Below are 24,244 nucleotides of genomic sequence, written 5' to 3' on the forward strand. Positions count from 1 at the left end.
ATGGAAGGGACACCATGGCAACACGCACGCTCGGCAGGGTCGCCAAGGCCCTGATCGCCCCCACCCTGGCCCTCGGCGCGACCGTCGGTCTCGCCTCCGCGCCCGCCTCGGCCGCCGTCTGGAGCTCCTGCGACCAGTGGGGCAACACCACCCTGAACGGCTACACGCTCTACAACAACATCTGGGGCTCCGGCGCCGGCAGCCAGTGCGTCTGGGCCAACTCCGGCACCAACTGGGGCGTCTGGGCCAACCACCCGAACACCGGCGGCATCAAGTCCTACCCCAACGCCAAGAAGGTGATCAACAAGTCGATCACCTCGCTCGGCTCGCTCTCCAGCAGCTACAACGTCACGGTCCCCTCGTCCGGCGCGTACAACACGTCGTACGACATCTGGGACACGGACTACGACTACGAGATCATGCTCTGGGTCAACTACAACGGCGCCGTCGGCCCCCTCGGCACCTCCCAGGGCAATGTCACCCTCGGCGGCCACACCTGGACCGTGTACAAGGGCACCAACGGCGCGAACGAGGTGTTCTCGTTCCTGCGCACCTCGGACTCGTCGTCCGGCACCGTGAACATCCTGCCGATCCTGAAGTGGATCAAGGACACCAAGGGCTGGTTCGGCAACGAGACCATCGGTGACGTGCAGTTCGGGTACGAGATCACCTCGTCCTCCGGCGGCCTCGACTTCGTCACCAACAACCTGACCGTCAGCAGCAGCTGACGTCACCGGCGGGCCGGGGCCGGCGCCGGGGCGCTCACGCCCGGTCGACCTCGGCCCGCAGCGCGTTGTATCCGGCGAACGCGGCGTCGACGTCGTCCCGGGTCAGACCGTAGCGGGCCAGGTCGTAGCGGTGCGGCCGGGTGCCCTTCGGGCGGGCCGCGACCCCGGGCAGCCGGGCCGCGTCGGCGTCGGTCCAGCGGGCGCCGATCGCTTCGTAGAGCTTGGGGGCACCCGCCGCCGGATCGGCGCCCAGCCAGGAGTAGGGCACGTCGATCAGCGCCTCGCGCGGGATCACGGAGCGGGCGGCGAGCCCCCGGGTCATCGAGCGGCTCAGCAGCTCCAGCCAGGTCCTGCCGAGGGCGTGCAGGTCCAGCGGGCGCAGGGTGATCGCCATGCCGTGCTCGATCAGACTGCAGAACGAGGGCACCACGGCGGCCGGATCACGATGGGTCCACACGATCGTCGCGTCGGGGAACACCGACAGCAGCGCGTCGAGGTTCTCGGTGTGCAGCGGCGACTTCAGCACCCAGCGGCGGCGCGGACGGCCGTACTGGAGCACCTGGTAGATCTGCTTGAGGTAGGCGTAGTCGGGCCGGAAGTCCCGCTCGTAGTGCCGGTCCTTGTACGCGGGGATACGGGCCTGGGACAGCGGCATGATCGTGTGCGGGAGGGCGAAGGTGCACTCCTCGGGACCCTCGGCGGCCATCGGATGGATGTCGCGGTAGCGCGGGGAGAACAGGTTGATCGCGCCGACCATGCCGCTCGCCGCCGCCACCGCCCGCTTGCGCTGCCGCTCGGTCCCCTCCAGGTCCGGGGTGAGCAGTTCCCAGAGGCGGGGACATCGGTGCTGCTCGGAGAGGGACAGCACCCCGTGGGTGAGGGTGGTCGCGGTGCGCGGCAGCCCGACCACGAACACGGGCCGCTCGACCGGTTCCCGGACGATCTGCGGATGGTCGGCGATCAGCCGCCGGACCCGGGCGCGGTTGGCGAGATGCCGGCGCACATGGCCCTGGGCCGACCACCAGCCGACCGGGGTGAGGTGCTTGTCCCGGGCCCAGTTGCGCAGCAGGAACCGGAACTCGGCGGAGAACACGGCGTCCACCGGCCCGGCCGAGGCGGCCAGCCGGTCGAAGACCCGGTCGGGGCTGCGGCGGGAGGCGAACCCCGGCCGCAGCAGCTGGTTGGCGAGGGAGAGGGCGAGGGGAGGCGCGGACATGGGGCAACACCCTTTCGTGGCGCTGGTGGGGCAGCGGAAAGCGGGCCGGACGCCAGCTGGACGCCAGCTGGATGCCAGCCCTCTACCCCACCAACTTCCTTTTGCCACAAGGGTGTTCAGGCGTTACGACGGTGATTCGGCCACCGGCAGCCGGGCCCCGTCCCGCAGGAACAGCGGGATCCGGTCCAGCGGCGCGTCGACCGTCACGGACCTGCCGCCCTCGTACGCCTCACCCGTCCACGCGTCCGTCCAGCGCGCCCCCGCCGGAAGGTACGCCGTGCGCTCCCTGGCCCCCGCCTCCAGCACCGGGACGACCAGCAGGTCCCGGCCGAACAGATAGGAGTCGTCGACCGACCAGGCCGCTGGGTCGTCGGGGAACTCCAGGAACAGCGGCCGCATCGGCGGCAGCCCCTCCTCGTGGGCCTCCCGCATGACGTCGAGGACGTACGGCTTGAGGCGCTCGCGCAGCCGCAGGTACTTCTCCAGGACCGCGCCCGCCTCCTCGCCGTACGACCACACCTCGTTCGGTCCGCCGGTCATGTCCGGGCCGAGCGGCATGCCCGGGTCGCGGAAGCCGTGCAGCCGCATCAGCGGGGACAGCGCGCCGAACTGGAACCAGCGGACCATCACCTCGCGGTACGCCGGGTCGTCCGGGTCGCCGCCGTGGAAGCCGCCGATGTCCGTGTTCCACCACGGGATGCCCGACAGCGCGGTGTTGAGGCCGGCCGCGATCTGGCGGCGCAGGGTCGGGAAGTCGGTGCCGATGTCACCCGACCACAGGGCGGCGCCCCAGCGCTGACTGCCCGCCCACGCCGACCGGTTCAGGGTGACGACCTCCTCGCCCTCGGCGCGCAGGCCCTCGTAGAAGGTGCGGGCGTTCTCCGCCGGGTAGAGGTTGCCGACCTCCAGACCCGGACCCGCCCAGTAGCGCAGGTTCTCCTGGAAGCCCGGCTTCAGCTCCGGCTCGCAGGCGTCCAGCCAGAACGCCGTGATTCCGTACGGGGCAAGGTAGTTGTCCCGGACGCGCGACCACACGAACTCCCGGGCCTCGGGGTTCGTCGCGTCGTAGAACGCCACCTGGACCGTGGCGGCGACCTCCTTGTCCGGCCAGTCGGCGTGGGCCAGGGGGCCGTACTGGGTGCCGATGAAGTGGCCGCGCTGCTCCATCAGCGAGTGGTTCTCGCTCAGCGGCGACACCGACGGCCACACGCTCACCACCAGCTTGATGCCGAGCTCCGCCAACTCCCGTACCAGCGCGCCCGGGTCGGGCCACTCCGTCAGGTCGAACTTCCAGTCCCCGAGGTGCGTCCAGTGGAAGAAGTCGCAGACGATCGCCGAGATCGGCAGGCCCCGGCGCCTGTACTCGCGGGCCACGGCGAGGAGTTCGTCCTGGGTGCGGTAGCGCAGCTTGCACTGCCAGAAACCCGCCGCCCACTCCGGCAGCATCGGTGTGCGGCCCGTCACCGCGCTGTAGCGGCGCTGCCCGTCGGCCGGGCTGCCCGCCGTGATCCAGTAGTCGATCTGCCGGGCGGAGTCGGCCACCCAGCGGGTGCCGTTCCCGGCCAGCTCCACCCGGCCGATCGCCGGGTTGTTCCACAGCAGGGTGTAGCCGCGGCTGGAGGTCAGCACCGGGATGCCGACCTCGGCGTTGCGCTGGACCAGGTCCAGGACCAGGCCCTTCTGGTCGAACCGCCCGTGCTGGTGCTGGCCGAGCCCGTACAGCTTCTCGTCCTCGTACGCGGCGAACCGCTGCTCCAGCCGGTGGTGGCCGCTCCCGACAGCCGTGTAGAGCCGCGAGCCGGGCCACCAGAAGTGGGCGCGCTCCTCGGCCAGCACCTCACCGCCGTCGTCGGTGCGCAGAAAGCGGATCAGGCCCTCCGCGTCGACCTCGACGGTGAGCCCGCCGACGGTCAGCACCCCCCGCCCGTCCTCGGTCTTGATCGTGTACGGCGTCGGCGGCGCCGCGTCCAGCAGCGCGCCCGGCAGTCCGTCGAGCACGGGACCGCCGAGCCGGGCGCGGACCCGGACCGCGTCCGGCCCCCACGGCTCGATCCGGAGGGTCTCCTGACGGCCGCTCCACTCCAGCGCGCCGTCCCGCTCGCGGAAGATGCCGACGGTGGGGGAGGACTGCGCGAGGCTCACCTGAGGCTGGTTTTCGGCAGGCTGATTCACGGTGGGTGCTCCTGTGCTCCTGGAGGAGTGCGGACATGGGGGTGCCCTGGCATGGCACAACAGCGAGAGAGGAAGCGGGGGTGCGGGGTGGGTCAGGAGGCGGCCGGGGCCGGGCCCGTGCTCGCCCGGACCGTCAACCCGGGTTCGATCAGCACGACTTCGTCCGTCCCCCGGCCGTCGAGCTTGGCCACGAGACGTTCCACGGCGTGCCGGCCCATCTCCTGGGCGGGGATGGCGACCGAGGTCAGCCGCACCGAGGCCTGGACGGCGACCTGTTCGGGGCAGATCGCGACCACGGAGACGTCCTCGGGGACGGCCCGGCCCTGCTGGCGCAGCAGCGCGAGCAGGGGTTCGACCGCCGACTCGTTCTGCACGACGAACCCGGTCGTGCCCGGGCGCTCGTCGAGGATCCGGGCGAGGGTCACGGCCATCGCGTCGTACCCGCCCTCGCAGGGGCGGTGCAGCAGCCGTACGCCCGTCTCCCGGGCGCGGGAGCGCAGCCCGTCGAGGGTGCGCTCGGCGAAGCCGGTGTGCCGCTCGTACACCGCGGGCGCCTCGCCGATGACAGCGATGTCGCGGTGGCCGAGCGTGGCGAGGTGTTCCACGCACAGCGCGCCGGTCGCCGTGAAGTCGAGATCGACGCAGGTCAGCCCGGAGGTGTCGGCGGGCAGTCCGATCAGCACCGAGGGCTGGTCCGTCTGCCGCAGCAGCGGCAGCCGTTCGTCGTCGAGCTGGACGTCCATCAGGATCATGGCGTCGGCGAGCCCGCTGCCGGTGACCCGGCGCACCGCGTCGGGGCCCTCCTCGCCGGTGAGCAGCAGCACGTCGTAGCCATGGGTACGGGCCGTGGTGGCCACCGCGATGGCGATCTCCATCATCACCGGCACATACATGTCGGTGCGCAGCGGGATCATCAGCGCGATGATGTTCGACCTGCTGCTGGCCAGCGCCCGGGCGCCCGCGTTGGGGTGGTAGCCCAGCTCGCGGATGCTCTGCTCGACCCGCTGCCGGGTGGTCGTGGAGATGGACCGCTTGCCACTGAGGACATAGCTCACCGTGCTCGCCGAGACTCCGGCGTGCTGGGCGACCTCGGCGAGGGTGACCATCCAGCTCTCCAAGCTTTGTGAAGCGCTTCGACAGTGCGCAGTGTGAACAAGAGGGAGTGAGGGTGGTTCGACAGTAGCCCCAGCGGAGGTGGGTGTCCATAGGCTGTCGAAGCGCTTCGACAGCGAGTTGCGAAGAAAACGTGAAGAGAGAGTACGGCAACTTTTTCCCGCCCCGTGGCCACTGGGGTGACGTAAGCACCACCGGCCCCGGAAGGACCCCCATGCAGCACCGCCGTCCCCGTCTGTCGAAGAGGGCGAAGGCCCTGACCGCCGCCGCCGTCGCCCTCGCGGCCGCCGCCGGCGTCACCGTCGCCCAGGCGGGTGAGTCGAGCAGGAAGTGCACGGACTTCGACACGATCACGCTCGGCAAGTACTACGTGAACAACAACGTCTGGAACCGGGAGAAGGCCACCGGCACCCAGTGCGTCTGGGACAACTCCCAGTCCGGCTCGACCATTTCGTGGGGCACCAGCTACAGCCTGGCCAACAGCGGCACGGGCAAGGACTACGACGTGAAGTCGTACGCCTCCTCCGTCCTCGGCTGGCACTGGGGCTGGAAGGTCGACAAGGCGAAGACCGGGCTGCCGATCAAGGTCGGCGACCGCAAGAAGGTCACCGCGAGCTGGGAGTTCTCCCTCCCGTCCAACCCGGGCACCATGAACGTCGCCTACGACCTGTGGCTGCACGCCAAGAACACCGCGGACTGGCAGGACCAGCCCACCGACGAGATCATGATCTGGCTCAACCGCCAGGGCGGCGCGGGCCCGCTGGGCACCAAGTACGGCAGCGTCAGCCTGAACGGCGCGATGTGGGACATCTACCAGGGCGACATCGGCTGGAAGGTCTATTCCTTCGTCCGCCGCACCAACACCACCAAGGCCACGCTCGACCTGGACGGCTTCACCCAGGCACTCGTACGGCGCAAGCTCCTCTCCAACGACAAGTACGTCTCCGGCATCGAGTCCGGCACCGAGGTCTTCAAGGGAACGGGCCGTCTGGACACCAAGTCCTACTCGGTCACCATCGGCTGATCCGGGCCCCGACGGGCACGCGAAGGGTGGCGGGGTCGTCCCGGATCGGGTACCAACGATCGAGTAGCACCCATCGGTAACCGATGTGGTCCATGATCCCGATTCGCGGCGAGGTGAGCCTCATGTCCGCACCACCCCTGAAGAAACCCACCGTCACCGAGCGTGAGGCACGCCAGGTGGCGGAGGCCGCCCGGGAACAGGACTGGCGCAAGCCCAGCTTCGCCAAGGAACTGTTCCTGGGCCGGTTCCGCCTCGATCTGATCCATCCTCATCCGCTCCCCACCGACGAGGCCGTCCGGCGCGGCGAGCAGTTCCTCACCAAGCTCCGCGCGTTCTGCGAGACGCGGATCGACGGGGCGCTGATCGAGCGCGAGGCCCGCATCCCCGACGAGGTCGTGAGCGGCCTCAAGGAACTCGGCGCCCTCGGTATGAAGATCGACCCCAAGTACGGCGGTCTCGGCCTCACCCAGGTGTACTACAACAAGGCGCTGGCCCTGGTCGGCTCGGCCAGCCCCGCCGTCGGTGTGCTGCTCTCGGCCCACCAGTCGATCGGCGTCCCGCAGCCGCTGAAGATGTTCGGCACCCCCGAACAGAAGCAGGCCTTCCTGCCACGCTGCGCCACCACGGCGATCAGCGCCTTCCTGCTCACCGAGCCGGACGTCGGCTCCGACCCGGCCCGCCTCGCCACCAGCGCCGTACCCGACGGGGACGACTACGTCCTCGACGGCGTCAAGCTGTGGACGACCAACGGCGTCGTCGCCGACCTGCTGGTGGTCATGGCCCGCGTCCCGAAGAGCGAGGGCCACCCCGGCGGCATCTCCGCCTTCGTCGTGGAGAGCGACTCCCCGGGCATCACCGTGGAGAACCGCAACGCGTTCATGGGCCTGCGCGGCATCGAGAACGGCGTCACCCGCTTCCACCAGGTCCGGGTCCCCGCCGCGAACCGCATCGGCCCCGAGGGCGCCGGCCTGAAGATCGCCCTCACCACCCTCAACACCGGCCGGCTCTCCCTGCCCGCGTCCTGCGTCGCCGCCGGCAAGTGGTCGCTGAAGATCGCCCGCGAGTGGTCGACGGCCCGCGAGCAGTGGGGCAAGCCGATCGCGAGCCACGAGGCGGTCGGCGCGAAGATCTCCTTCATCGCCGCCACCACCTTCGCCCTGGAGGCCGTACTCGACCTGTCCTCCCAGATGGCCGACGAGGACCGCAACGACATCCGTATCGAGGGCGCGCTGGCCAAGCTCTTCGCCTCCGAGATGGGCTGGCGGATGGCCGACGAACTCATCCAGATCCGCGGCGGCCGCGGCTTCGAGACGGCCGACTCGCTCAGGGCCCGCGGCGAGCGCGCGGTCCCCGCCGAACAGCTCCTGCGCGACCTGCGCATCAACCGCATCTTCGAGGGCTCCACGGAGATCATGCATCTCCTCATCGCCCGCGAGGCCGTCGACGCCCACCTCTCCGTCGCCGGCGACCTCATCGACCCCGAGAAGTCCCTCCAGGACAAGGCCAGGGCGGGCGCCAACGCCGGTGTCTTCTACGCCAAGTGGCTGCCGAAGCTGGTCGCGGGCCCGGGCCAGCTGCCGTCGTCGTACCCCGGCTTCAAGTACGGCGGCGTCGACCTCTCCGCACATCTGCGGTTCGTCGAACGCCACGCCCGCAAGCTCGCCCGCTCCACCTTCTACGCCATGTCCCGCTGGCAGGGCCGGATGGAGACCAAGCAGGGCTTCCTCGGCCGGATCGTCGACATCGGCGCGGAACTCTTCGCGATGAGCGCGGCCTGCGTCCGGGCCGAGCTGCTGCGCACCCGCGGCGAACACGGCCGTGAGGCCTACCGCCTCGCCGACGCCTTCTGCCGCCAGTCCCGGCTGCGCGTCGACGAACTCTTCACCCGCCTGTGGAGCAACACCGACGACACGGACCGCAAGGTCGTCAAGGACGTCCTCGCGGGCGCCCACACCTGGCTCGAAGAGGGCGTCGTCGACCCCTCGGGCGACGGCCCGTGGATCGCCGACACCACGCCGGGGCCCAGCGAACGGGAGAACGTCCACCGCCGCATCGAATGACGGCTGCGACGACGGATGCGGGGCACGGGCGGCCGGCTGCTCACGCAGCCGGCCGTCCGTGCTCAGCGGCGCCGGATCCGGTGCCCGCAGATGCGGCGGACAGTGCCGGAAGGACAGCACGGTGTGCGGCGAGACGCGCAGCAGCCGCGCCATCTTTGCCGTCGACCGCCCCAGTGGCACCAGCTGCACGACCTCCCGCTCCCGCGCGGTCAGGTCGTACGCCTCCAGCACCAGCGCCGCCGGACCGCCGCCCTCCGTCGGCCCGGCCGACAGCGTCCCCTCCGGCCGACCCATGGGCGTGACGGATCGCGGGCCAGGCAACAATGGGGGGATGAGCGTTCCAGCCCCCCTCGCCGACCCTCATCTCGTCTACGACCCCGTCGCGGGCGACGGCCCCAAGGACGTGGTGATCCTCGGCGCCACCGGATCGATCGGCACCCAGGCCGTCGACCTCGTGCTGCGCAACCCCGACCGGTTCCGGGTCACCGGCCTGTCCGCCAACGGCGGCCGGGTCGCCCTCCTGGCCGAGCAGGCCCGTCGGCTGCGGGTGCGGACCGTCGCCGTCGCCCGCGAGGACGTCGTACCGGCCCTGCGCGAGGCGCTCGCCGCCGAGTACGGCACCGCGGAGCCGCTCCCCGAGATCCTCGCCGGCCCCGACGCGGCCACCCACCTGGCCGCCTCCGACTGCCACACCGTCCTCAACGGCATCACGGGCTCCATCGGCCTCGCCCCCACCCTCGCCGCCCTGGAGGCGGGCCGCACCCTCGCGCTCGCCAACAAGGAGTCGCTCATCGTCGGCGGCCCGCTGGTCAAGGCGCTGGCCAAGCCCGGCCAGATCATCCCGGTGGACTCCGAGCACGCCGCCCTGTTCCAGGCCCTCGCCGCCGGCACCCGCGCCGACGTCCGCAAGCTGGTCGTCACCGCCTCCGGCGGCCCCTTCCGCGGCCGCACCAGGGCAGAGCTGGCGCACGTCACCGTCCAGGACGCCCTCGCCCACCCCACCTGGTCCATGGGCCCGGTCATCACGATCAACTCCGCGACCCTCGTCAACAAGGGGCTGGAGGTCATCGAGGCGCACCTCCTCTACGACATTCCCTTCTCCCGCATTGAGGTGGTCGTCCACCCTCAGTCGTATGTCCACTCGATGGTTGAGTTCACGGACGGATCGACACTGGCCCAGGCGACGCCCCCCGACATGCGCGGGCCCATCGCCATCGGCCTCGGCTGGCCGCAGCGCGTCCCCGACGCCGCGCCCGCCTTCGACTGGAGCACGGCGTCGACCTGGGAGTTCTTCCCGCTCGACAACGAGGCCTTCCCCTCGGTGAACCTCGCCCGGCACGTGGGCGAGCTCGCCGGGACGGCCCCGGCGGTGTTCAATGCCGCCAACGAGGAGTGCGTGGAGGCCTTCCGGGCCGGCGCACTGCCGTTCAACGGGATCATGGAGACCGTGACCAGGGTCGTCGAGGAACACGGCACCCCGGCCACGGGAACTTCACTCACCGTGTCGGACGTCCTCGAAGCGGAGACCTGGGCGCGCGCCCGGGCACAGGAACTGACGGCGCAGACGGCGGAGGCCCGTGCATGACGACCCTGATGTTCATCCTCGGGATTCTGGTCTTCTTCGTGGGCCTGCTCTTCTCGATCGCCTGGCACGAGCTGGGCCACCTGTCCACGGCGAAGATGTTCGGCATCCGGGTGCCCCAGTACATGGTCGGCTTCGGTCCGACCCTCTGGTCGCGCCGGAAGGGCGACACCGAGTACGGCATCAAGGCCATCCCGCTCGGCGGCTACATCCGCATGATCGGCATGTTCCCGCCCGGTGAGGACGGCCGGGTCACCGCCCGCTCCACCTCGCCCTGGCGCGGCATGATCGAGGACGCCCGCTCGGCCGCCTTCGAGGAGCTCCAGCCCGGCGACGAGAAGCGCATGTTCTACACGCGCAAGCCGTGGAAGCGCGTCATCGTCATGTTCGCCGGCCCCTTCATGAACCTGATCCTCGCGGTCGGCCTGTTCCTGACCGTGCTGATGGGCTTCGGCATCCAGCAGGAGACCACCAACGTCGCCTCCGTCTCGCCCTGCGTCATCGCCCAGAGCGAGAACCGCGACACCTGCAAGAGCACCGACAAGCCCTCCCCGGCCGAGGCGGCGGGGCTGAAGAAGGGCGACAGGATCGTCTCCTTCGACGGCGTCTCCACCGCCAAGTGGGACACGCTCTCCGACCTCATCCGCGACAGCGCCGGCAAGACCGTGGCGATCGTCGTCGAGCGCGGCGGCAAGGACGTCACGCTGCACGCCACCATCGCCACCAACCAGGTCGCCAAGAAGGACTCCAGCGGCGCCTACGTCCAGGGCGAGTACGTCAAGGCCGGCTTCCTCGGCTTCAGCGCCGCCACCGGCGTCGTCAAGCAGGACTTCGGCGACTCCGTGACCTGGATGACCGACCACGTCGGCGACGCGGTCGACTCCCTCGTCGCCCTGCCCGGCAAGATCCCCGCCCTGTGGGACGCCACCTTCGGCGACGCCCCCCGCGAGCCCGACTCCCCGATGGGCATCGTCGGCGCGGCCCGTGTCACCGGCGAGATCGCCACCCTGGACATCCCCGCCTCGCAGCAGCTGGCGATGGCCGTGTTCGTGGTCGCCGGCTTCAACCTCTCCCTGTTCCTGTTCAACATGCTCCCGCTGCTCCCGCTCGACGGCGGGCACATCGCGGGCGCCCTGTGGGAGTCGCTGCGCCGCAACCTCGCGCGCGTGCTGCGCCGCCCGGACCCGGGCCCGTTCGACGTGGCGAAGCTGATGCCCGTGGCGTACGTGGTGGCCGGGATCTTCGTCTGCTTCACGATCCTGGTACTGATCGCCGACGTGGTTAACCCGGTGCGCATCTCGTAGTCATCCGCGGTTCGTGACGGCCCGGGACACTTGGTCCCGGGCCGTCTTCCATTGGGTGGGTTTGAATGCCGGGATGTGCTCGCCGCTCGGGGCGTGCCGTAATCTCGAAGCCTGGAACCCGCCATCGACGGGACCTGGACCTTGATCCACGACTTGGGGTTGCACAGCAGATGACTGCGATTTCTCTCGGCATGCCGTCCGTTCCGACCAGGGTTGCCGAGCGCCGGAAGAGCCGGCAGATCCAGGTGGGCTCGGTGGCGGTGGGCGGTGACGCGCCGGTCTCGGTCCAGTCCATGACGACGACCCGTACGTCGGACATCGGCGCGACGCTCCAGCAGATCGCCGAGCTGACCGCGTCCGGCTGCCAGATCGTCCGCGTGGCCTGCCCCACCCAGGACGACGCGGACGCCCTCGCGACGATCGCCCGCAAGTCGCAGATCCCGGTGATCGCGGACATCCACTTCCAGCCGAAGTACGTGTTCGCGGCGATCGAGGCCGGCTGTGCGGCGGTCCGCGTGAACCCCGGCAACATCAAGCAGTTCGACGACAAGGTCCGGGAGATCGCGAAAGCGGCCAAGGACCACGGCACCCCGATCCGCATCGGCGTCAACGCCGGCTCGCTGGACCGCCGCCTGCTCCAGAAGTACGGCAAGGCGACCCCCGAGGCCCTCGTCGAGTCCGCCCTCTGGGAGGCCTCCCTCTTCGAGGAGCACGACTTCCGCGACATCAAGATCTCGGTCAAGCACAACGACCCGGTCGTGATGATCGAGGCGTACCGGCAGCTCGCCGCCCAGTGCGACTACCCCCTCCACCTCGGCGTCACCGAGGCGGGCCCCGCCTTCCAGGGCACCATCAAGTCGGCCGTCGCCTTCGGCGCCCTCCTCTCCCAGGGCATCGGCGACACCATCCGCGTCTCCCTCTCGGCCCCGCCGGTCGAGGAGGTCAAGGTCGGCAACCAGATCCTGGAGTCCCTGAACCTCAAGCAGCGCGGCCTGGAGATCGTCTCCTGCCCGTCCTGCGGCCGGGCCCAGGTGGACGTCTACAAGCTGGCCGAGGAGGTCACGGCAGGCCTCACCGGCATGGAGGTCCCCCTCCGGGTCGCCGTCATGGGCTGCGTCGTGAACGGCCCCGGCGAGGCCCGCGAGGCAGACCTCGGTGTCGCCTCGGGCAACGGCAAGGGCCAGATCTTCGTCAAGGGCGAGGTCATCAAGACCGTCCCGGAATCCAAGATCGTCGAAACCCTCATCGAGGAGGCCATGAAGCTGGCCGAACAGATGGAGGCCGAGGGAGTCGCCTCGGGCGAGCCTTCGGTGGCGGTCGCGGGCTGAGGGCCCTTGGTTTTCAGCGCCGGTCGGGACAACCAGCCCGTCCGGCGTGTGAGGACGAGGCCCTTTCAGGGCCGAAGCGGGGGTCTGGGGGCGGCAGCCCCCAGGCGGGACCACAGCCAACGGTCACCGTCGAACACCGGGGGCGGCACCGCTCAGCTTCCGCAGGTACAGTGCGGGGATCAGCAGCCCTGAGTGTGAGGCCCCGCAGTTGTTGACCCAGACCACCTCCCGGGTCCTCGAACCGAGCGACCTGGACGCCGCGCTCGCCGTCCTCGACCGTGAGCCGGTGACCAACGCGTTCGTCACCTCCCGCGTCCAGGTCGCCGGCCTCGACCCCTGGCGGCTGGGCGGCGAGATGTGGGGCTGGTACGAGGACGGCATGCTGACGTCCCTGTGCTACGCGGGCGCCAACCTCGTCCCCATCTGCGCCACCCCGCGCGCCGTCCGCGCCTTCGCCGACCGCGCCCGCAGGGCGGGCCGCCGCTGCTCCTCCATCGTCGGCCCCGTCGAGTCCACCACCCAGCTCTGGCGCCTCCTCGAACCCCACTGGGGCCCCGCCCGCGAGGTCCGCGCCCACCAGCCCCTCATGGTCACCGACCGCATGCCCGCCGACCTGGCCCCCGACCCCTACGTCCGTCGCATCCGCAAGGACGAGATGGAGACGATCATGCCGGCCTGCGTGGCGATGTTCACCGAGGAGGTGGGCGTCTCCCCGATGGCCGGCGACGGAGGCCTGCTCTACCAGGCCCGCGTCGCGGAACTCGTCGGCTCCGGCCGCTCCTTCGCCCGCCTCGACGAACACGGCAGGGTCGTCTTCAAGGCGGAGATCGGCGCCGCCACCCCGCAGGCCTGTCAGATCCAGGGCGTCTGGGTGGCCCCGGAGTACCGGGGGAGGGCCCTCGCCGCCCCCGCCATGGCCGCGGTCCTGCGCTACGCCCTCGCGGACGTGGCCCCGGTGGTCAGCCTCTACGTCAACGACTTCAACACGCCCGCGAGAAGGACGTACCGGAGAGTCGGCTTCCAGGAGGTCGGCGCATTCATGAGCGTGCTGTTCTGACGCACCTGTAGGCTCCCCGCCATGGATCTCGTCATCGGCCCCCTGGACCTCCCCGCCCATGTGGACGAGGCCCTCGCGGTGCAGGCCGTCGCCTTCGGCCTCGGTCCGGACGAGGTCGCGGTCCGCCGCCAGATCGTCCTGCGCCACATGACGTACCCGGGCGCCCGGGCCCTCGGCGCCAGCACCCCCGAGGGCCGCCTCGTCGGCTTCGTCTACGGCATGCCGAACGACCGCACCCACTGGTGGTCCACCGTCGTCGAGCCCTACCTCCGCGCCCAGGGCACCGACTTCTGGCTCGACGACTCCTTCGTCATCACCGAGCTCCACGTCCACCCCGTGTACCAGAACCGCGGCGCGGGCCGGGCCCTGATCACCGCGATCACCGACAGCGCGAGCCAGCCCCGCTCGATCCTCTCCGCGATCGACTTCGACAGCCCCGCCCGCGCCCTGTACCGCTCCCTCGGCTACGAGGACCTGGCCCGCCGCGTCCTGTTCCCCAGCGCCCCCCGCCCGTACGCCGTCATGGGCGCCCGGCTCCCGCTGCTCCGGAAGTAACGGATTTCCGGCGACACCGCGCTCCCGGCTAACCTCCTTGCCATCACCCTTACCCGGCAGGAGTACGAGAACCATGGCGAACGCACCGGTCCAGCGCATGTCCCAGTTGATGGCGAAGACCTTGCGCGACGACCCGGCGGACGCCGAGGTCCTCAGCCACAAGCTCCTCGTCCGTGCCGGCTACGTCCGCCGCACGGCCGCCGGCATCTGGTCCTGGCTCCCGCTCGGCAAGAAGGTGCTGGCCAACGTCGAGCGGATCGTCCGCGAGGAGATGGACGCGATCGGCGCCCAGGAGGTGCTGCTCCCGGCCCTCCTGCCCCGTGAGCCGTACGACGCCACGGGCCGCTGGGACGAGTACGGCGCGGAGCTGTTCCGGCTGAAGGACCGCAAGGGCGGCGACTACCTCCTCGGCCCCACCCACGAGGAGATCTTCACCCTGCTGGTCAAGGACCAGGCGTCCTCGTACAAGGACCTGCCGGTCATCCTGTACCAGATCCAGCACAAGTACCGCGACGAGGCCCGTCCGCGGGCCGGCATCCTGCGCGGCCGTGAGTTCCTGATGAAGGACTCCTACTCCTTCGACACGGAGGACGAGGGCCTCGCCCACTCTTACGCCCTGCACCGCGACGCCTACCAGCGGGTCTTCGAGCGCCTCGGCCTCGACTACCGCATCTGCGCCGCCACCGCCGGCGCGATGGGCGGCTCCAAGTCGGAGGAGTTCCTCGCCCCGGCAGGCGCCGGCGAGGACACCTTCGCCGACTGCCCGAACTGCGAGTTCGCGGCCAACACCGAGGCGATCTCGTACGAGCTGAAGCCGGTGGCCGCCGAGGACGTGCCCGCGCTGGAGGAGATCCCGACCCCGGACACCCCCACCATCGAGACCCTCGCCGCGCACCTCGGCGTCCAGGCCTCCGACACCCTGAAGAACCTCCTCGTGAAGGTGGACGGCGAGATCGTGGCCGTGGGCGTGCCCGGCGACCGCGAGGTCGACCTCGGCAAGGTCGAGGCGCACTTCGCCCCGGCGACGGTCGAGCTGGTCACCGCCGAGGACTTCGTCGGCCGCCCCGACCTGGTGCGCGGGTACGTCGGCCCGCAGGGCCTGGGTGAGAAGGTCACCTACATCGCCGACCCGCGCGTGGCCCCCGGCACCTCCTGGATCACGGGCGCCAACAAGGACGGCATGCACGCGAAGAACGTGGTCGCGGGCCGTGACTTCGAGGTCGACACGTACGTCGACGTCGTGGTCGTCCAGGAGGGCGACCCCTGCCCGAACTGCGGCACCGGCCTGAAGCTGGACCGCGCCATCGAGATCGGCCACATCTTCCAGCTCGGCCGCAAGTACGCCGACGCCCTCAAGCTCGACGTCCTCGGCCAGAACGGCAAGCCGGTCCGCGTCACCATGGGCTCCTACGGCATCGGCGTCTCCCGCGCGGTCGCGGCCCTCGCCGAGCAGACCGCCGACGACAAGGGCCTGTGCTGGCCGGCCGAGGTCGCCCCGGCCGACGTCCACGTGGTCGCCGCCGGAAAGGCCCTGCAGACCGAGCTGGCGCTGGAGGTCTCCGAGAAGCTGCGGGCGGCCGGCCTGCGCGTCCTGGTCGACGACCGGGCCGGGGTCTCCCCGGGCGTGAAGTTCACCGACTCCGAGCTCATCGGCGTACCGAAGATCCTGGTCGCGGGCCGTCGCTCGGGCGAGGGCGTGGTCGAGCTGAAGGACCGGAGGACCGGCGAGCGCGAGGAGCTCACGGTGGACGAGGCGATCGCCCGCCTGACCGCCTAAAGGAATTCCTCAGACACGTCTCCGAGTACCTAAAGGCGCCTCACAGGGTTCTCTCAGACCGTTCCCCGACCGTAGTGCGTGACAGAACGTCACTGCGGAGGGGAACGGTCATGGCGACCAGGGAAGAAGAACGCGGGGCAGCGGCAGCGGTCCGCAGAGGCGCACGGCGGACCGCGGCCTTCGCCGCCGCGATCACGCTGGCGGGGGCGGCCGGGGTGTTCGCCCTGATCGGCACCATGCAGGCGGACGCCACCACGGCGGCGAGCAGCGGGACCAGCTCCAGTTCGAGCAGCAGCACGGACACGTCGAGCGGTTCGACCGACTCCGGCTCGACCGACTCCTCCAGCTCGGACAGCTCGTCCTCCTCGGACAGCTCCTCCAGCTCGACGGACTCCTCCAGCTCGACCGACTCGTCCAGCTCGTCCTCCTTCGACAGCTCCGGCGGTCTCACCTCCTCCTCCGGCGGTTCCGCGGACTCCACGTCGGGGGCGTCGTGATGACCACGCTCCTGCGGACGACCGCCGCCACCGAATGGCGCGCCCTCGGCACCACCGTCCGCCTGGTCGTCACCGACCCGGCCCTGCTGGAGTCCTGCAACCTGCTCCTCGCCCGGCACCTCGCCGAGGTCGACGCGGCGTGCAGCCGCTTCCGCCCCGACTCCGAACTGACCGCCCTCGACGCCACCGCCGGCCGCCCGGTCCGGGTGAGCCCGCTGCTCGCCGAGGCCCTCGACGTGGCCCTGCGGGCCGCCGCGACGACCGACGGCGCCGTGGATCCGACGGTCGGCTCCGCGATGGACGCCATCGGCTACGACCGCGACTTCACCCTCGTCCGGGAGGACGACCGCCCGGTCCGCCTCACGCTCCGCCGCACCCCCGGCTGGCGCACCGTCACTCTCGACCGCGCCACCGGCACGGTCACCGTCCCCCGGGGCGTCCGTCTCGACCTCGGCGCCACCGCCAAGGCATGGGCCGCCGACCGGGCCGCGCGGATGCTGGCCGACACGGCCGGCTGCGGGGTCCTGGTCAGCCTGGGCGGCGACACGGCCGTCGCGGGCGAGGCCCCGGCGGGCGGCTGGCAGATCCGCGTCCAGGACGTCACCGGTCCGGTCGACGAGACGCCCGCGCAGGGCTCGTACGCCACCGTCGGCCTGCGCGGCGGCGGTCTGGCGACCTCCGGCACCGCCGCCCGGCGCTGGCAGCGAGGCGGCCACGACCTGCACCACATCGTGGACCCGCGCACCGGCCTGCCGGTCCGCTCCCCCTGGCGCACGGTCTCGGTGGCCGCGGCCACCTGCGCCGACGCGAACGCGGCGAGCACGGCGGCGCTGGTGAAGGGGACGGGCGCGGAACAGTGGCTGACCCGCCTCGGCCTTCCGGCCCGGCTGGTCACGCACAACGGCCTGGTCGTCACCACACCGGGCTGGCCGACCCACTCAGGGGCGCGGGGCTGTGCCGATCAGCGGCCCCGCCGCGGAGCGCGCTCAGCCACCCACCCGGAGGCAGCCGCATGACCAGCGAAACCCTCTGGTACGCCAACAGAGCCACCGGTGCCGTCTGCCTCGTCCTCTTCACCGTCGTCGTCCTCCTCGGCATCGCGGTCCACCTGAGGACCCGCGTCCCGGGCCTGCCCCGCTTCGGCACGATGACCCTGCACCGCACCCTCTCCCTCTCCGCCACCGCCTTCCTTGCCCTGCACATCACCACCGCCGTCGCCGACTCCTACGTGAACATCACGGTCGTCGACGCCCTGATCCCCTTCGTCTCCGACTACCAGCCCCTGTGGCTCGGCCTCGGCACGGTCGCCTTCGACCTGATGCTCGCGGTCCTCGTCACGAGCCTGCTGCGCGAGCGCCTCGGGCATCGGACGTGGCGGGCCGTCCACTGGCTGGCGTACGCCTCCTGGCCGGTCGCCCTCGTCCACGGCATCGGCATCGGCACGGACACCGGCGCCGACTGGATGACCTGGCTCACCGTCGCCTGCGTGGCCACGGTCGTCACCGCCGGAGGCACCCGCCTCGCCCACGCGGCCCGTGCCGCCCGCCGCACCCCCGCCGCCCTGCTGCGCACCGCCGATGGAGCCCGCCCGTGACCGCGACCTTCCCCGACCTGTACATGTCCCCGCGGCTGCTCGCCCCCGGCGCCGCCCCGGCCGACCTGCCCACCCACCACCAGCGCTACGGGCCCCTCTCCCACGGCGACCCCGAGGGCGTGCTGCGCACGGTGGCCGAGTCCGGTCTCACCGGGCGCGGCGGGGCCGCCTTCCCGACCTACCGCAAGCTGGTCTCGGTCGCCGAGGCGGGCCGTCGCACCGGCCGGGCCCCGGTGGTCGTCGCCAACGGCGCGGAGGGCGAGCCCGCCAGCCGCAAGGACAAGACCCTGCTGCGCCTCTCCCCGCACCTGGTCCTGGACGGTCTGCAGATCGCGGCGCACGCGGTCGGCGCGGGGGAGGCGTATCTGGGTGTGGAGGACGGTGCGACCTGGCTGGAGTCCGCCCTCGCACAGCGCTCCGGCGACCCGCTGCCCGTCACGGTCGTCCGGCTGCCCAAGTCCTTCCTCTCCGGACAGGCCTCGGCCCTCGCCCGTTTCGTCTCCGGCGGCGCCGCGCTGCCCACTCACCCGAGCCCGCCGGTCCGCGAGCGGGGCGTGCACCGGGCGCCGACGCTGGTCCAGAACGTGGAGACCCTCGCGCATCTCGCGCTCGTCGCCCGCTACGGCGCCGACTGGTATCGCAGCGCCGGTACCGCCGCCCAGCCGGGCAGCGCCCTGTGCACGGTCCATGTCGCGGGACACGAACCCCGGGTGGTGGAGGCGCCGTACGGTCTGCCCCTGACCCGGCTGCTGCCTCTGGAAGGCGCCTCGGCCGTGCTCGTCGGCGGCTACCACGGCACCTGGATCCCGGCCCGCGAGGCCGCCGAACTCACCGTGGACGCCGGCTACTTGGGGGCGGGTGTGCTGGCCGCGCTGCCCGCGGACCGCTGCGGCCTCACCGAGACCGCCCGCGTCCTGCGCTATCTGGCCCTCCAGTCGGCCGGCCAGTGCGGCCCGTGCCTCAACGGCCTGCCCCGGATCGCCACCGCCTTCCGCACCCTCGCGACCCCCGGCCCGCAGGGCACCGTGCGCACCGATCTCGCCCGCTGGTCCGGCCTGGTGGAGGGCCGGGGCGCCTGCCACCACCCGGACGGAACGGTCCGGCTGGTCCGCAGCGCGCTGACGACCTTCGCCGCCGAGGCCGACGCGCACGCCCACGGCCACTGCACGGCCACCGACCGCATCCCGCTGCTGCCCGTACCCCAGGAGGCCTGACATGGACCGGCGGACGAACCTGGACCGGCAGATGAACCTGGACCGGCGGACGAATCAGGACGGGCAGATGAACCTGGACATCGACTGGACGTCCTGCCAGGGCCACGGTCTGTGCGCGGAACTCCTCCCGGAGCACATCACGCTCGACGAGTGGGGCTACCCGCTCGTCGACGGCACGCCCGTCCCCGCGCGGACGGTGAAGCGGGCCCGCCGGGCCGCCGCCGACTGTCCCGTGCTCGCCCTGAAACTCGCCCCCGCACCGGCGGTCTGACGGATGATCAGCCGACGACGCAGGGGGAGGCGGCACAGGGGGTGAGCTCGCGTGGAAGCTCCACGCGCATGCCGCAGAAACACACGAGCAGACCGCCGCGCGACGCGGGGGCACCCAGATCGATCATCAGGATGTCCCGGACCTCCCGGAGCGCGTCGCGTACCTGGAAGCCCCTGGCCACCCGGATGCTGACCTCGTCAGGATCCCAGACCGCGATTCTCGGCAGATCGTCTGCCATGCAAATGTGGACGCACACAACTGTCTCCCCAGGGCTGCACAACAACACGCAGTGATCCGCTCCGGGAGGCCAGCGGCGCACTGATGGTACCGATGGCCGAGGGGACCGTGGGGGGTTTCGTCATATTCATCCGCAACTCGCCTGTCACCTCAGGTGATACGGCTGACCTGAAGCATCGCCTCGGCGTCCTTGAGCAGCGCGCGCTGGCGTGACTCCGGCAATTGCCGGTACAGCGTCAGGAGCCGGGCCTCCCGCTCGTCGCCGCTGGGTCCGGGCACGGGACGGCCGACGGACTCGAAGAACTCGCGCGGTGTGGTGGTGACGCCCCAGCGCCGGAACGCCTCGACCATGGCGCGCAGCTTCTCCGGGTCGATGCGGGAGGTGCCGCGGGTGCGGTTCATCCAGGCGTTCAGTGTCGGGTACGAGATGCCGGCCTCGGAGGCCAGATCCTTCTGGGTGCGTCCGGGGGCCCTGGCCAGAAGACGTTCGAGCAGAGCCGCCAGATCCTCGTCCCGGCGCGCGGGATCGTCGCCGGGTTCCGGGTCTCCTGAGTCGCTCCGCTGGTTCGTCACGACTCAGAGGATCGGTCATCGATATCTACAGGCGCAAGTAGATCGCAGATCGCCGGACAGGTCTTCTGATGCACGCCGGAGCGTTGTGGCGGAGATGGCGCTTCCGTGCGCCCCCGTGCCCCCCGGGCCGCTTCTCCCCTCGCGCTCCGTGAGCGGCTTGACACTATATGCATCTACGTGAAGACTGCCGACATCCCCGATGCACACCCGTCCCGGGTGACATCTCCCCAGGGAATCTACATCTACATGGATATTGAAGATGAGAAGATGTGGAGGTCTTCGTGTTTCCCACCGACAGCGCCACGACCGCCCCGGTCACCCCGGAACCCGAGCTGGTCGCCCGGGCCCGCACGGGCGACCGGGAGGCGTTCGCCGCCCTGTACGACGAGCACTACCGCCTCGTCTACGGCTTCCTGCTCATCCGCACCCGCAACCGACACCTGGCGGAGGACCTCACCCAGGAGGTGTTCACCCGCGCCCTGCGCCGCATCGACACGTACACCTGGCAGGGCCGGGCCTTCGCCGCCTGGCTCACCACCATCGCCAAGAACCTCTACTTCGACGAACTCGCCCGTGGCCGCACCCGGTTGGAGACCCCGGTCGCCGAGTTCCACGACCCCCAGACGCCGGGCCGGTGCCCCGAGTCGCTCGCCCTGCGCGAACTGGAGGCCGTCGAGGCCCACGAGACGGTCCGCACGGCGCTCCACTCGCTCAACGCGCACCAACGGCACTGCGTGGAACTGCGGTTCCTCGACGAGCTGACCCCGGAGGAGACCGCCCGGGAGATGGGCCGCAGCGTCGGCGCCGTCAAGACGCTGACGTATCGGGCGCTGCGGAAACTGCGCTGGACGACCGGGGCGGTGTCCGTGTGAACAGCAACCTGCCCCGGGCCGCCCGGGTGATCCACGCGGCACTGCGCTCCGTACCCCCCGACCAGGCCACGGCCGCCGCCCGCGCCCTGGACTCGGCCCGCCTCCTCACCGACCCCGAACGCTCCTTCGGCGTCCTGCTGCACCGCTCACCGGACGGCGACTGGTCCCGGACCGGGCCCCGGCAGCGCCGGGCCACCGACCCGAAACCGATCCCGGGACGTCCGAGCGCGCGACGGAAGAGACCCGCCACCGAACCGCATCCGGCACGGCCAGTCACCGAACCGGACCGGACGCGGCCGGTCGCCGAACCGGATCCGGAAGTGCGATGGTGGGGCCCGCGGCCGGTGCGGCCTGATGCCGAGCCGGATTCGGCGCGGTCGGTCATGGAGCCGGATTGGGTGCGGCCGGTCACCGAGCCGGGTCGGGCGCGGCCGGTCGCCGAGCCGGATCGGGCGCGGCCGGTCGCCGAGCTGGATTCGGTGCGGCCGGTCATCGATCCGGATCCGGAAGTGCGATGGCGGGGCCCGCGGCCGGTGGGGCCGGGTGTCGAGCCGGATTCGGCGCGGTCGGTCACCGAACCGGATTGGGCGCGGCCGGTCACCGAGCCGGGTCGGGCGCGGTCGGTCGCCGAGCTGGATTCGGTGCGGCCGGTCATCGATCCGGGTCCGGAAGTGCGATGGCGGGGCCCGCGGCCGGTGCGGCCTGATGCCGATCCGGATTCGGCGCGGTCGGTCGCCGAACCGGATTGGACGCGGCCGGTCACCGAGCCGGATCGGGCGCGGTCGGTCACCGAACCGGATCCGGTGCGGCCGGTCATCGATCCGGGTCCGGAAGTGCGATGGCGGGGCCCGCGGCCGGTGCGGCCCGGTATCGAGCCCGATTCGGCGCGGTCGGTCATGGAGCCGGATTGGGCGCGGCCGGTCATCGAGCCGGGTCGGACGCGGTCGGTCGCTGAGCCGGATCCGGTGCGGTCGGCGGGCGAACCGGTACCGTTACGGCCGGTCACCGAGCTGGAGCGGCAGGCGCTGGCCTGGGACGAGTCCTGTGCCCGCGCCCGGCAGGTCGCCCACGCCGTGGAGCGGCAGATGCACGGACACCCCGGCCCGCACGGCATCCGCGTGGACGGCGACCGGGTGCGGGTCCTGCTCCGTGTGGACGACCCCGCCCAGTGGGCCCGCTGGCGCGCGTACCTGGGTCTCACCGACGCCGGTGAGCGGTCCCGCCCCCACACGGTGACCGCCCAGGGAGAGCGCGACGGCGTCCCGGTGACGGTCGTGGCGCGCGGCAGCGGCACCGCACCGCCGAGCAGGGCCGGCGGCCCCGAGCGGCGCCCCTTCCGGCTCGACGGGACCCGTTTCGACCTCGCCCTGCCGCAGCGCGACACGAACGGGGACCTCTGGTACTTCCAGGGCTGCCGCACCCCCGACGGCATGCCCCTGATGTCCCTCGACGGCCGCCCCGAACGCTGCACGCTCGCCCAGGTGGAAGCCCAACTGGGCCCGCTGTCAGCGGTGCGGCCCTCGAGGCGTCCCTGAATGCCCCCCGCCCTGCTCCGCCTGCGGCGCCTGATGCGCACCCGCAGCACCGGATCACACCACCGCCTCGCCCGCGACCTGGACGAATGCCGACGCGACCTGGCCCGCTGGCAGCGGCACGCCGACTCCTACGAGCGGGAACTGACCCGGATCTCCCGCGAACGCGCCGAAATCCTCGCCTGGCTGGCGGCACTGCACCCGTCGAGCGCGGTCGTCACCCCGGCCACCGACACCGGTCCCGGCGGCACCCACCTGCTGCGGCTCATGGCCGGCGAACGCCTCCTGTCCTGGCGCCTGCCGCCCGTCGACCTCCCGCTGTTCGCCCACGTCCGCTACGCCGAACCCACCGTCGTACCCCCGCGGCGAGAGGGCCCCCGCATCCCCGACCAGGCCACCCACATCCGCCACCACACCCGTCTACTGGCCCTGGAGGAAGCCCTGTTCACCACACCCCCCGACCCCTGACACCCGAGACTCCGGCCGGCGGGCTCGGGAGGCAAGCCGACCGGACCGCAGCGCCCCTCTACCCCCTCACCCACCAGAGGGGCGCTGCCCTCCCAGGGGCGCGGGGAACTGCGCGACAAGCCCCCCCACCCCCGACCGCCCTAAAGCCACCCGGCGAATTCGAGCAACAGCTCCGCATCCCCCCGCCGCCCCACCCGAAGCGCCCGAACCCCCGACTCGACAGCCCGAAACAGCGTCCACCCCCGCACCCGCTCCTGATCCAGCTCCAACGAGTCCGCCAGCTTCCGCACCCGCCGCCGCGTCGTCGCCGCCCCCGACGGCGAGCCGATCAGATCCTCCACCCGGTCCCGCACCAGCCGCGCCAGATCGAACGCACACTCACCCACCACCGGATCCGGCCCCACCGCCAGCCACGGCGTCCGCTCGGCCGCCAGCACCTTGCTCTGCCGGAACGTCCCGTGCAGCAGCCGGTGTTCGGGCGGCGCCGCCAACAGCTCCGCCCGGGCCGCGAGCGCGGCGTCCACCAGGGCCACGACCTCCCCGCCGGCACTCGCCCGCATCGCCTCCGCCTGCCGCCCGGTCCGCTCGGCCACCGTCTCGAAGCCGCCCGCGCCCCCACCGCCGGCCGGCGGCTCCACCCACAGCCGCCGCAGCGTCCCCGCCGCCTCCAGCAGCGCCTTCGCCTCCGGCAGCGACCGGACCGAGACATCCGGATGCAGCCGCTCGAGCAGCAGCACCCCCTCCGTCACCGGCCCGTCCAGCAGCTGTACGGCGCCCAGCCCGCCCCAGTGCGCCAGCGCCGCCCGCTCCGCCTCCGGCCGGAACCGGGGCGGGGCCAGCTTGAGCACGGCGGGCGTCCCGTCCGCCCGCCGCACCAGCACCACCAGACTGCTCCGGCCCCCCGGCACCTGCACCCGCTCAACGGTCAACTCGCGTAGAACGACGGCCTGTCCGGCCGTCTCCGGCAGCTTCTCCAACCAGTCGTCACCGCTCGGTGCGGTCTCACCGAGCGCCCGCACCAGCCGCTGCGGCGGTTCGAAAGCCATGCGCGAGTCGTTCCCTTCCCTCTG

23 protein-coding genes are annotated in these 24,244 nt (G+C 71.6%); 16 read left to right on the plus strand and 7 right to left on the minus strand.

All coding sequences use genetic code 11. The annotated features are described in order from the left end of the window. Positions 1-14: 14 nt before the first annotated feature. Complete coding sequence (locus ACYQ8Q_RS32645) at positions 15-728, plus strand: glycoside hydrolase family 12 protein (RefSeq protein WP_460070055.1); 714 nt, start codon at positions 15-17, stop codon at positions 726-728. Between the two features lie 34 nt (positions 729-762). Here ACYQ8Q_RS32645 and ACYQ8Q_RS32650 read toward each other — a convergent pair whose 3' ends face one another. The 3 genes from ACYQ8Q_RS32650 to ACYQ8Q_RS32660 all read right to left on the minus strand — a co-directional run bounded on the left by ACYQ8Q_RS32650 (position 763) and on the right by ACYQ8Q_RS32660 (position 5,222). After that, the gene (locus tag ACYQ8Q_RS32650) at positions 763-1,944 is read right to left on the minus strand and encodes a sulfotransferase family protein (protein ID WP_460070057.1); all 1,182 of its coding nucleotides are present in this window, start codon (positions 1,942-1,944) and stop codon (positions 763-765) included. Positions 1,945-2,067: 123 nt separating this feature from the next. Next, complete coding sequence (locus ACYQ8Q_RS32655) at positions 2,068-4,116, minus strand: glycoside hydrolase family 31 protein (protein ID WP_460070059.1); 2,049 nt, start codon at positions 4,114-4,116, stop codon at positions 2,068-2,070. A 92-nt stretch (positions 4,117-4,208) separates the two neighbouring features. Further along, complete coding sequence (locus ACYQ8Q_RS32660) at positions 4,209-5,222, minus strand: LacI family DNA-binding transcriptional regulator (protein WP_460070061.1); 1,014 nt, start codon at positions 5,220-5,222, stop codon at positions 4,209-4,211. A gap of 221 nt (positions 5,223-5,443) precedes the next feature. On the opposite strand from ACYQ8Q_RS32660, the gene ACYQ8Q_RS32665 reads away from it, so the two are divergent. From ACYQ8Q_RS32665 to ACYQ8Q_RS32700, 8 genes are all read left to right on the plus strand, one after another. Then, the gene (locus tag ACYQ8Q_RS32665) at positions 5,444-6,253 is read left to right on the plus strand and encodes a GH12 family glycosyl hydrolase domain-containing protein (protein ID WP_460070063.1); all 810 of its coding nucleotides are present in this window, start codon (positions 5,444-5,446) and stop codon (positions 6,251-6,253) included. A gap of 122 nt (positions 6,254-6,375) precedes the next feature. Next, the gene (locus ACYQ8Q_RS32670) at positions 6,376-8,313 is read left to right on the plus strand and encodes an acyl-CoA dehydrogenase family protein (protein WP_460070065.1); all 1,938 of its coding nucleotides are present in this window, start codon (positions 6,376-6,378) and stop codon (positions 8,311-8,313) included. A 331-nt stretch (positions 8,314-8,644) separates the two neighbouring features. Further along, positions 8,645-9,898 carry a 1-deoxy-D-xylulose-5-phosphate reductoisomerase gene (dxr, locus tag ACYQ8Q_RS32675; RefSeq protein WP_460070067.1) on the plus strand — a complete coding sequence of 418 codons (1,254 nt, stop codon included), beginning with the start codon at positions 8,645-8,647 and terminating at the stop codon, positions 9,896-9,898. After that, positions 9,895-11,199 carry a M50 family metallopeptidase gene (locus ACYQ8Q_RS32680; protein ID WP_460070070.1) on the plus strand — a complete coding sequence of 435 codons (1,305 nt, stop codon included), beginning with the start codon at positions 9,895-9,897 and terminating at the stop codon, positions 11,197-11,199. Before dxr ends, ACYQ8Q_RS32680 begins: the two co-directional genes overlap by 4 nt. 170 nt (positions 11,200-11,369) lie before the next feature. Beyond that, positions 11,370-12,527, plus strand: coding sequence for a flavodoxin-dependent (E)-4-hydroxy-3-methylbut-2-enyl-diphosphate synthase (ispG, locus tag ACYQ8Q_RS32685; protein ID WP_330348219.1), 1,158 nt, complete (start codon positions 11,370-11,372; stop codon positions 12,525-12,527). A 208-nt stretch (positions 12,528-12,735) separates the two neighbouring features. Then, positions 12,736-13,584 (plus strand): GNAT family N-acetyltransferase, encoded by an 849-nt coding sequence (locus ACYQ8Q_RS32690; protein WP_460070072.1) that lies wholly within the window; start codon positions 12,736-12,738, stop codon positions 13,582-13,584. 21 nt (positions 13,585-13,605) lie between these two features. Continuing rightward, positions 13,606-14,139: a GNAT family N-acetyltransferase gene (locus ACYQ8Q_RS32695; protein ID WP_460070074.1), complete on the plus strand. Its 534-nt coding sequence runs from the start codon at positions 13,606-13,608 to the stop codon at positions 14,137-14,139. Positions 14,140-14,212: 73 nt separating this feature from the next. Then, a complete protein-coding gene (locus tag ACYQ8Q_RS32700) occupies positions 14,213-15,916 on the plus strand; it encodes a proline--tRNA ligase (protein ID WP_460070076.1) in 1,704 nt (567 codons plus the stop codon). A gap of 40 nt (positions 15,917-15,956) precedes the next feature. Here the strand turns inward: ACYQ8Q_RS32700 and ACYQ8Q_RS32705 are convergent, their stop codons facing one another. After that, positions 15,957-16,367 carry a hypothetical protein gene (locus ACYQ8Q_RS32705; protein ID WP_460070078.1) on the minus strand — a complete coding sequence of 137 codons (411 nt, stop codon included), beginning with the start codon at positions 16,365-16,367 and terminating at the stop codon, positions 15,957-15,959. A 45-nt stretch (positions 16,368-16,412) separates the two neighbouring features. Here ACYQ8Q_RS32705 and ACYQ8Q_RS32710 point away from each other — a divergent pair, with 45 nt between their 5' ends. Genes ACYQ8Q_RS32710 through ACYQ8Q_RS32725 form a run of 4 tightly spaced genes read left to right on the plus strand, consistent with a single transcriptional unit; the run spans position 16,413 to position 19,492 of the window. Continuing rightward, positions 16,413-17,429 (plus strand): FAD:protein FMN transferase, encoded by a 1,017-nt coding sequence (locus ACYQ8Q_RS32710; protein ID WP_460070080.1) that lies wholly within the window; start codon positions 16,413-16,415, stop codon positions 17,427-17,429. Next, positions 17,426-18,007, plus strand: a complete 582-nt coding sequence (locus tag ACYQ8Q_RS32715) for a ferric reductase-like transmembrane domain-containing protein (RefSeq protein ID WP_460070082.1) — start codon at positions 17,426-17,428, stop codon at positions 18,005-18,007. Before ACYQ8Q_RS32710 ends, ACYQ8Q_RS32715 begins: the two co-directional genes overlap by 4 nt. Beyond that, positions 18,004-19,221: an NADH-ubiquinone oxidoreductase-F iron-sulfur binding region domain-containing protein gene (locus ACYQ8Q_RS32720; RefSeq protein ID WP_460070084.1), complete on the plus strand. Its 1,218-nt coding sequence runs from the start codon at positions 18,004-18,006 to the stop codon at positions 19,219-19,221. The genes ACYQ8Q_RS32715 and ACYQ8Q_RS32720 overlap by 4 nt, the downstream gene beginning before the upstream one ends. Position 19,222: 1 nt before the next feature. Continuing rightward, complete coding sequence (locus ACYQ8Q_RS32725; RefSeq protein ID WP_460070086.1) at positions 19,223-19,492, plus strand: ferredoxin; 270 nt, start codon at positions 19,223-19,225, stop codon at positions 19,490-19,492. 7 nt (positions 19,493-19,499) lie between these two features. Here ACYQ8Q_RS32725 and ACYQ8Q_RS32730 read toward each other — a convergent pair whose 3' ends face one another. Then, entirely contained in the window at positions 19,500-19,730 is a 231-nt protein-coding gene (locus ACYQ8Q_RS32730; RefSeq protein ID WP_460070087.1) for a hypothetical protein, read from the minus strand. A gap of 149 nt (positions 19,731-19,879) precedes the next feature. Further along, positions 19,880-20,302, minus strand: a complete 423-nt coding sequence (locus ACYQ8Q_RS32735) for a helix-turn-helix domain-containing protein (RefSeq protein WP_460070089.1) — start codon at positions 20,300-20,302, stop codon at positions 19,880-19,882. Between the two features lie 281 nt (positions 20,303-20,583). On the opposite strand from ACYQ8Q_RS32735, the gene ACYQ8Q_RS32740 reads away from it, so the two are divergent. The 3 genes from ACYQ8Q_RS32740 to ACYQ8Q_RS32750 all read left to right on the plus strand — a co-directional run bounded on the left by ACYQ8Q_RS32740 (position 20,584) and on the right by ACYQ8Q_RS32750 (position 23,174). Continuing rightward, the gene (locus tag ACYQ8Q_RS32740) at positions 20,584-21,174 is read left to right on the plus strand and encodes an RNA polymerase sigma factor (protein WP_460070090.1); all 591 of its coding nucleotides are present in this window, start codon (positions 20,584-20,586) and stop codon (positions 21,172-21,174) included. A gap of 896 nt (positions 21,175-22,070) precedes the next feature. Further along, positions 22,071-22,709 carry a BN159_2729 family protein gene (locus ACYQ8Q_RS32745; RefSeq protein WP_460070092.1) on the plus strand — a complete coding sequence of 213 codons (639 nt, stop codon included), beginning with the start codon at positions 22,071-22,073 and terminating at the stop codon, positions 22,707-22,709. Beyond that, on the plus strand, positions 22,710-23,174 hold the full coding sequence (locus ACYQ8Q_RS32750; protein ID WP_460070093.1) for a hypothetical protein: 465 nt from the start codon (positions 22,710-22,712) through the stop codon (positions 23,172-23,174). 140 nt (positions 23,175-23,314) lie between these two features. Here the strand turns inward: ACYQ8Q_RS32750 and ACYQ8Q_RS32755 are convergent, their stop codons facing one another. Continuing rightward, positions 23,315-24,220, minus strand: coding sequence for an aminoglycoside phosphotransferase family protein (locus ACYQ8Q_RS32755; protein WP_460070095.1), 906 nt, complete (start codon positions 24,218-24,220; stop codon positions 23,315-23,317). Positions 24,221-24,244 lie beyond the last annotated feature (24 nt).

This window comes from Streptomyces sp. YKOK-I1 (assembly GCF_054660435.1).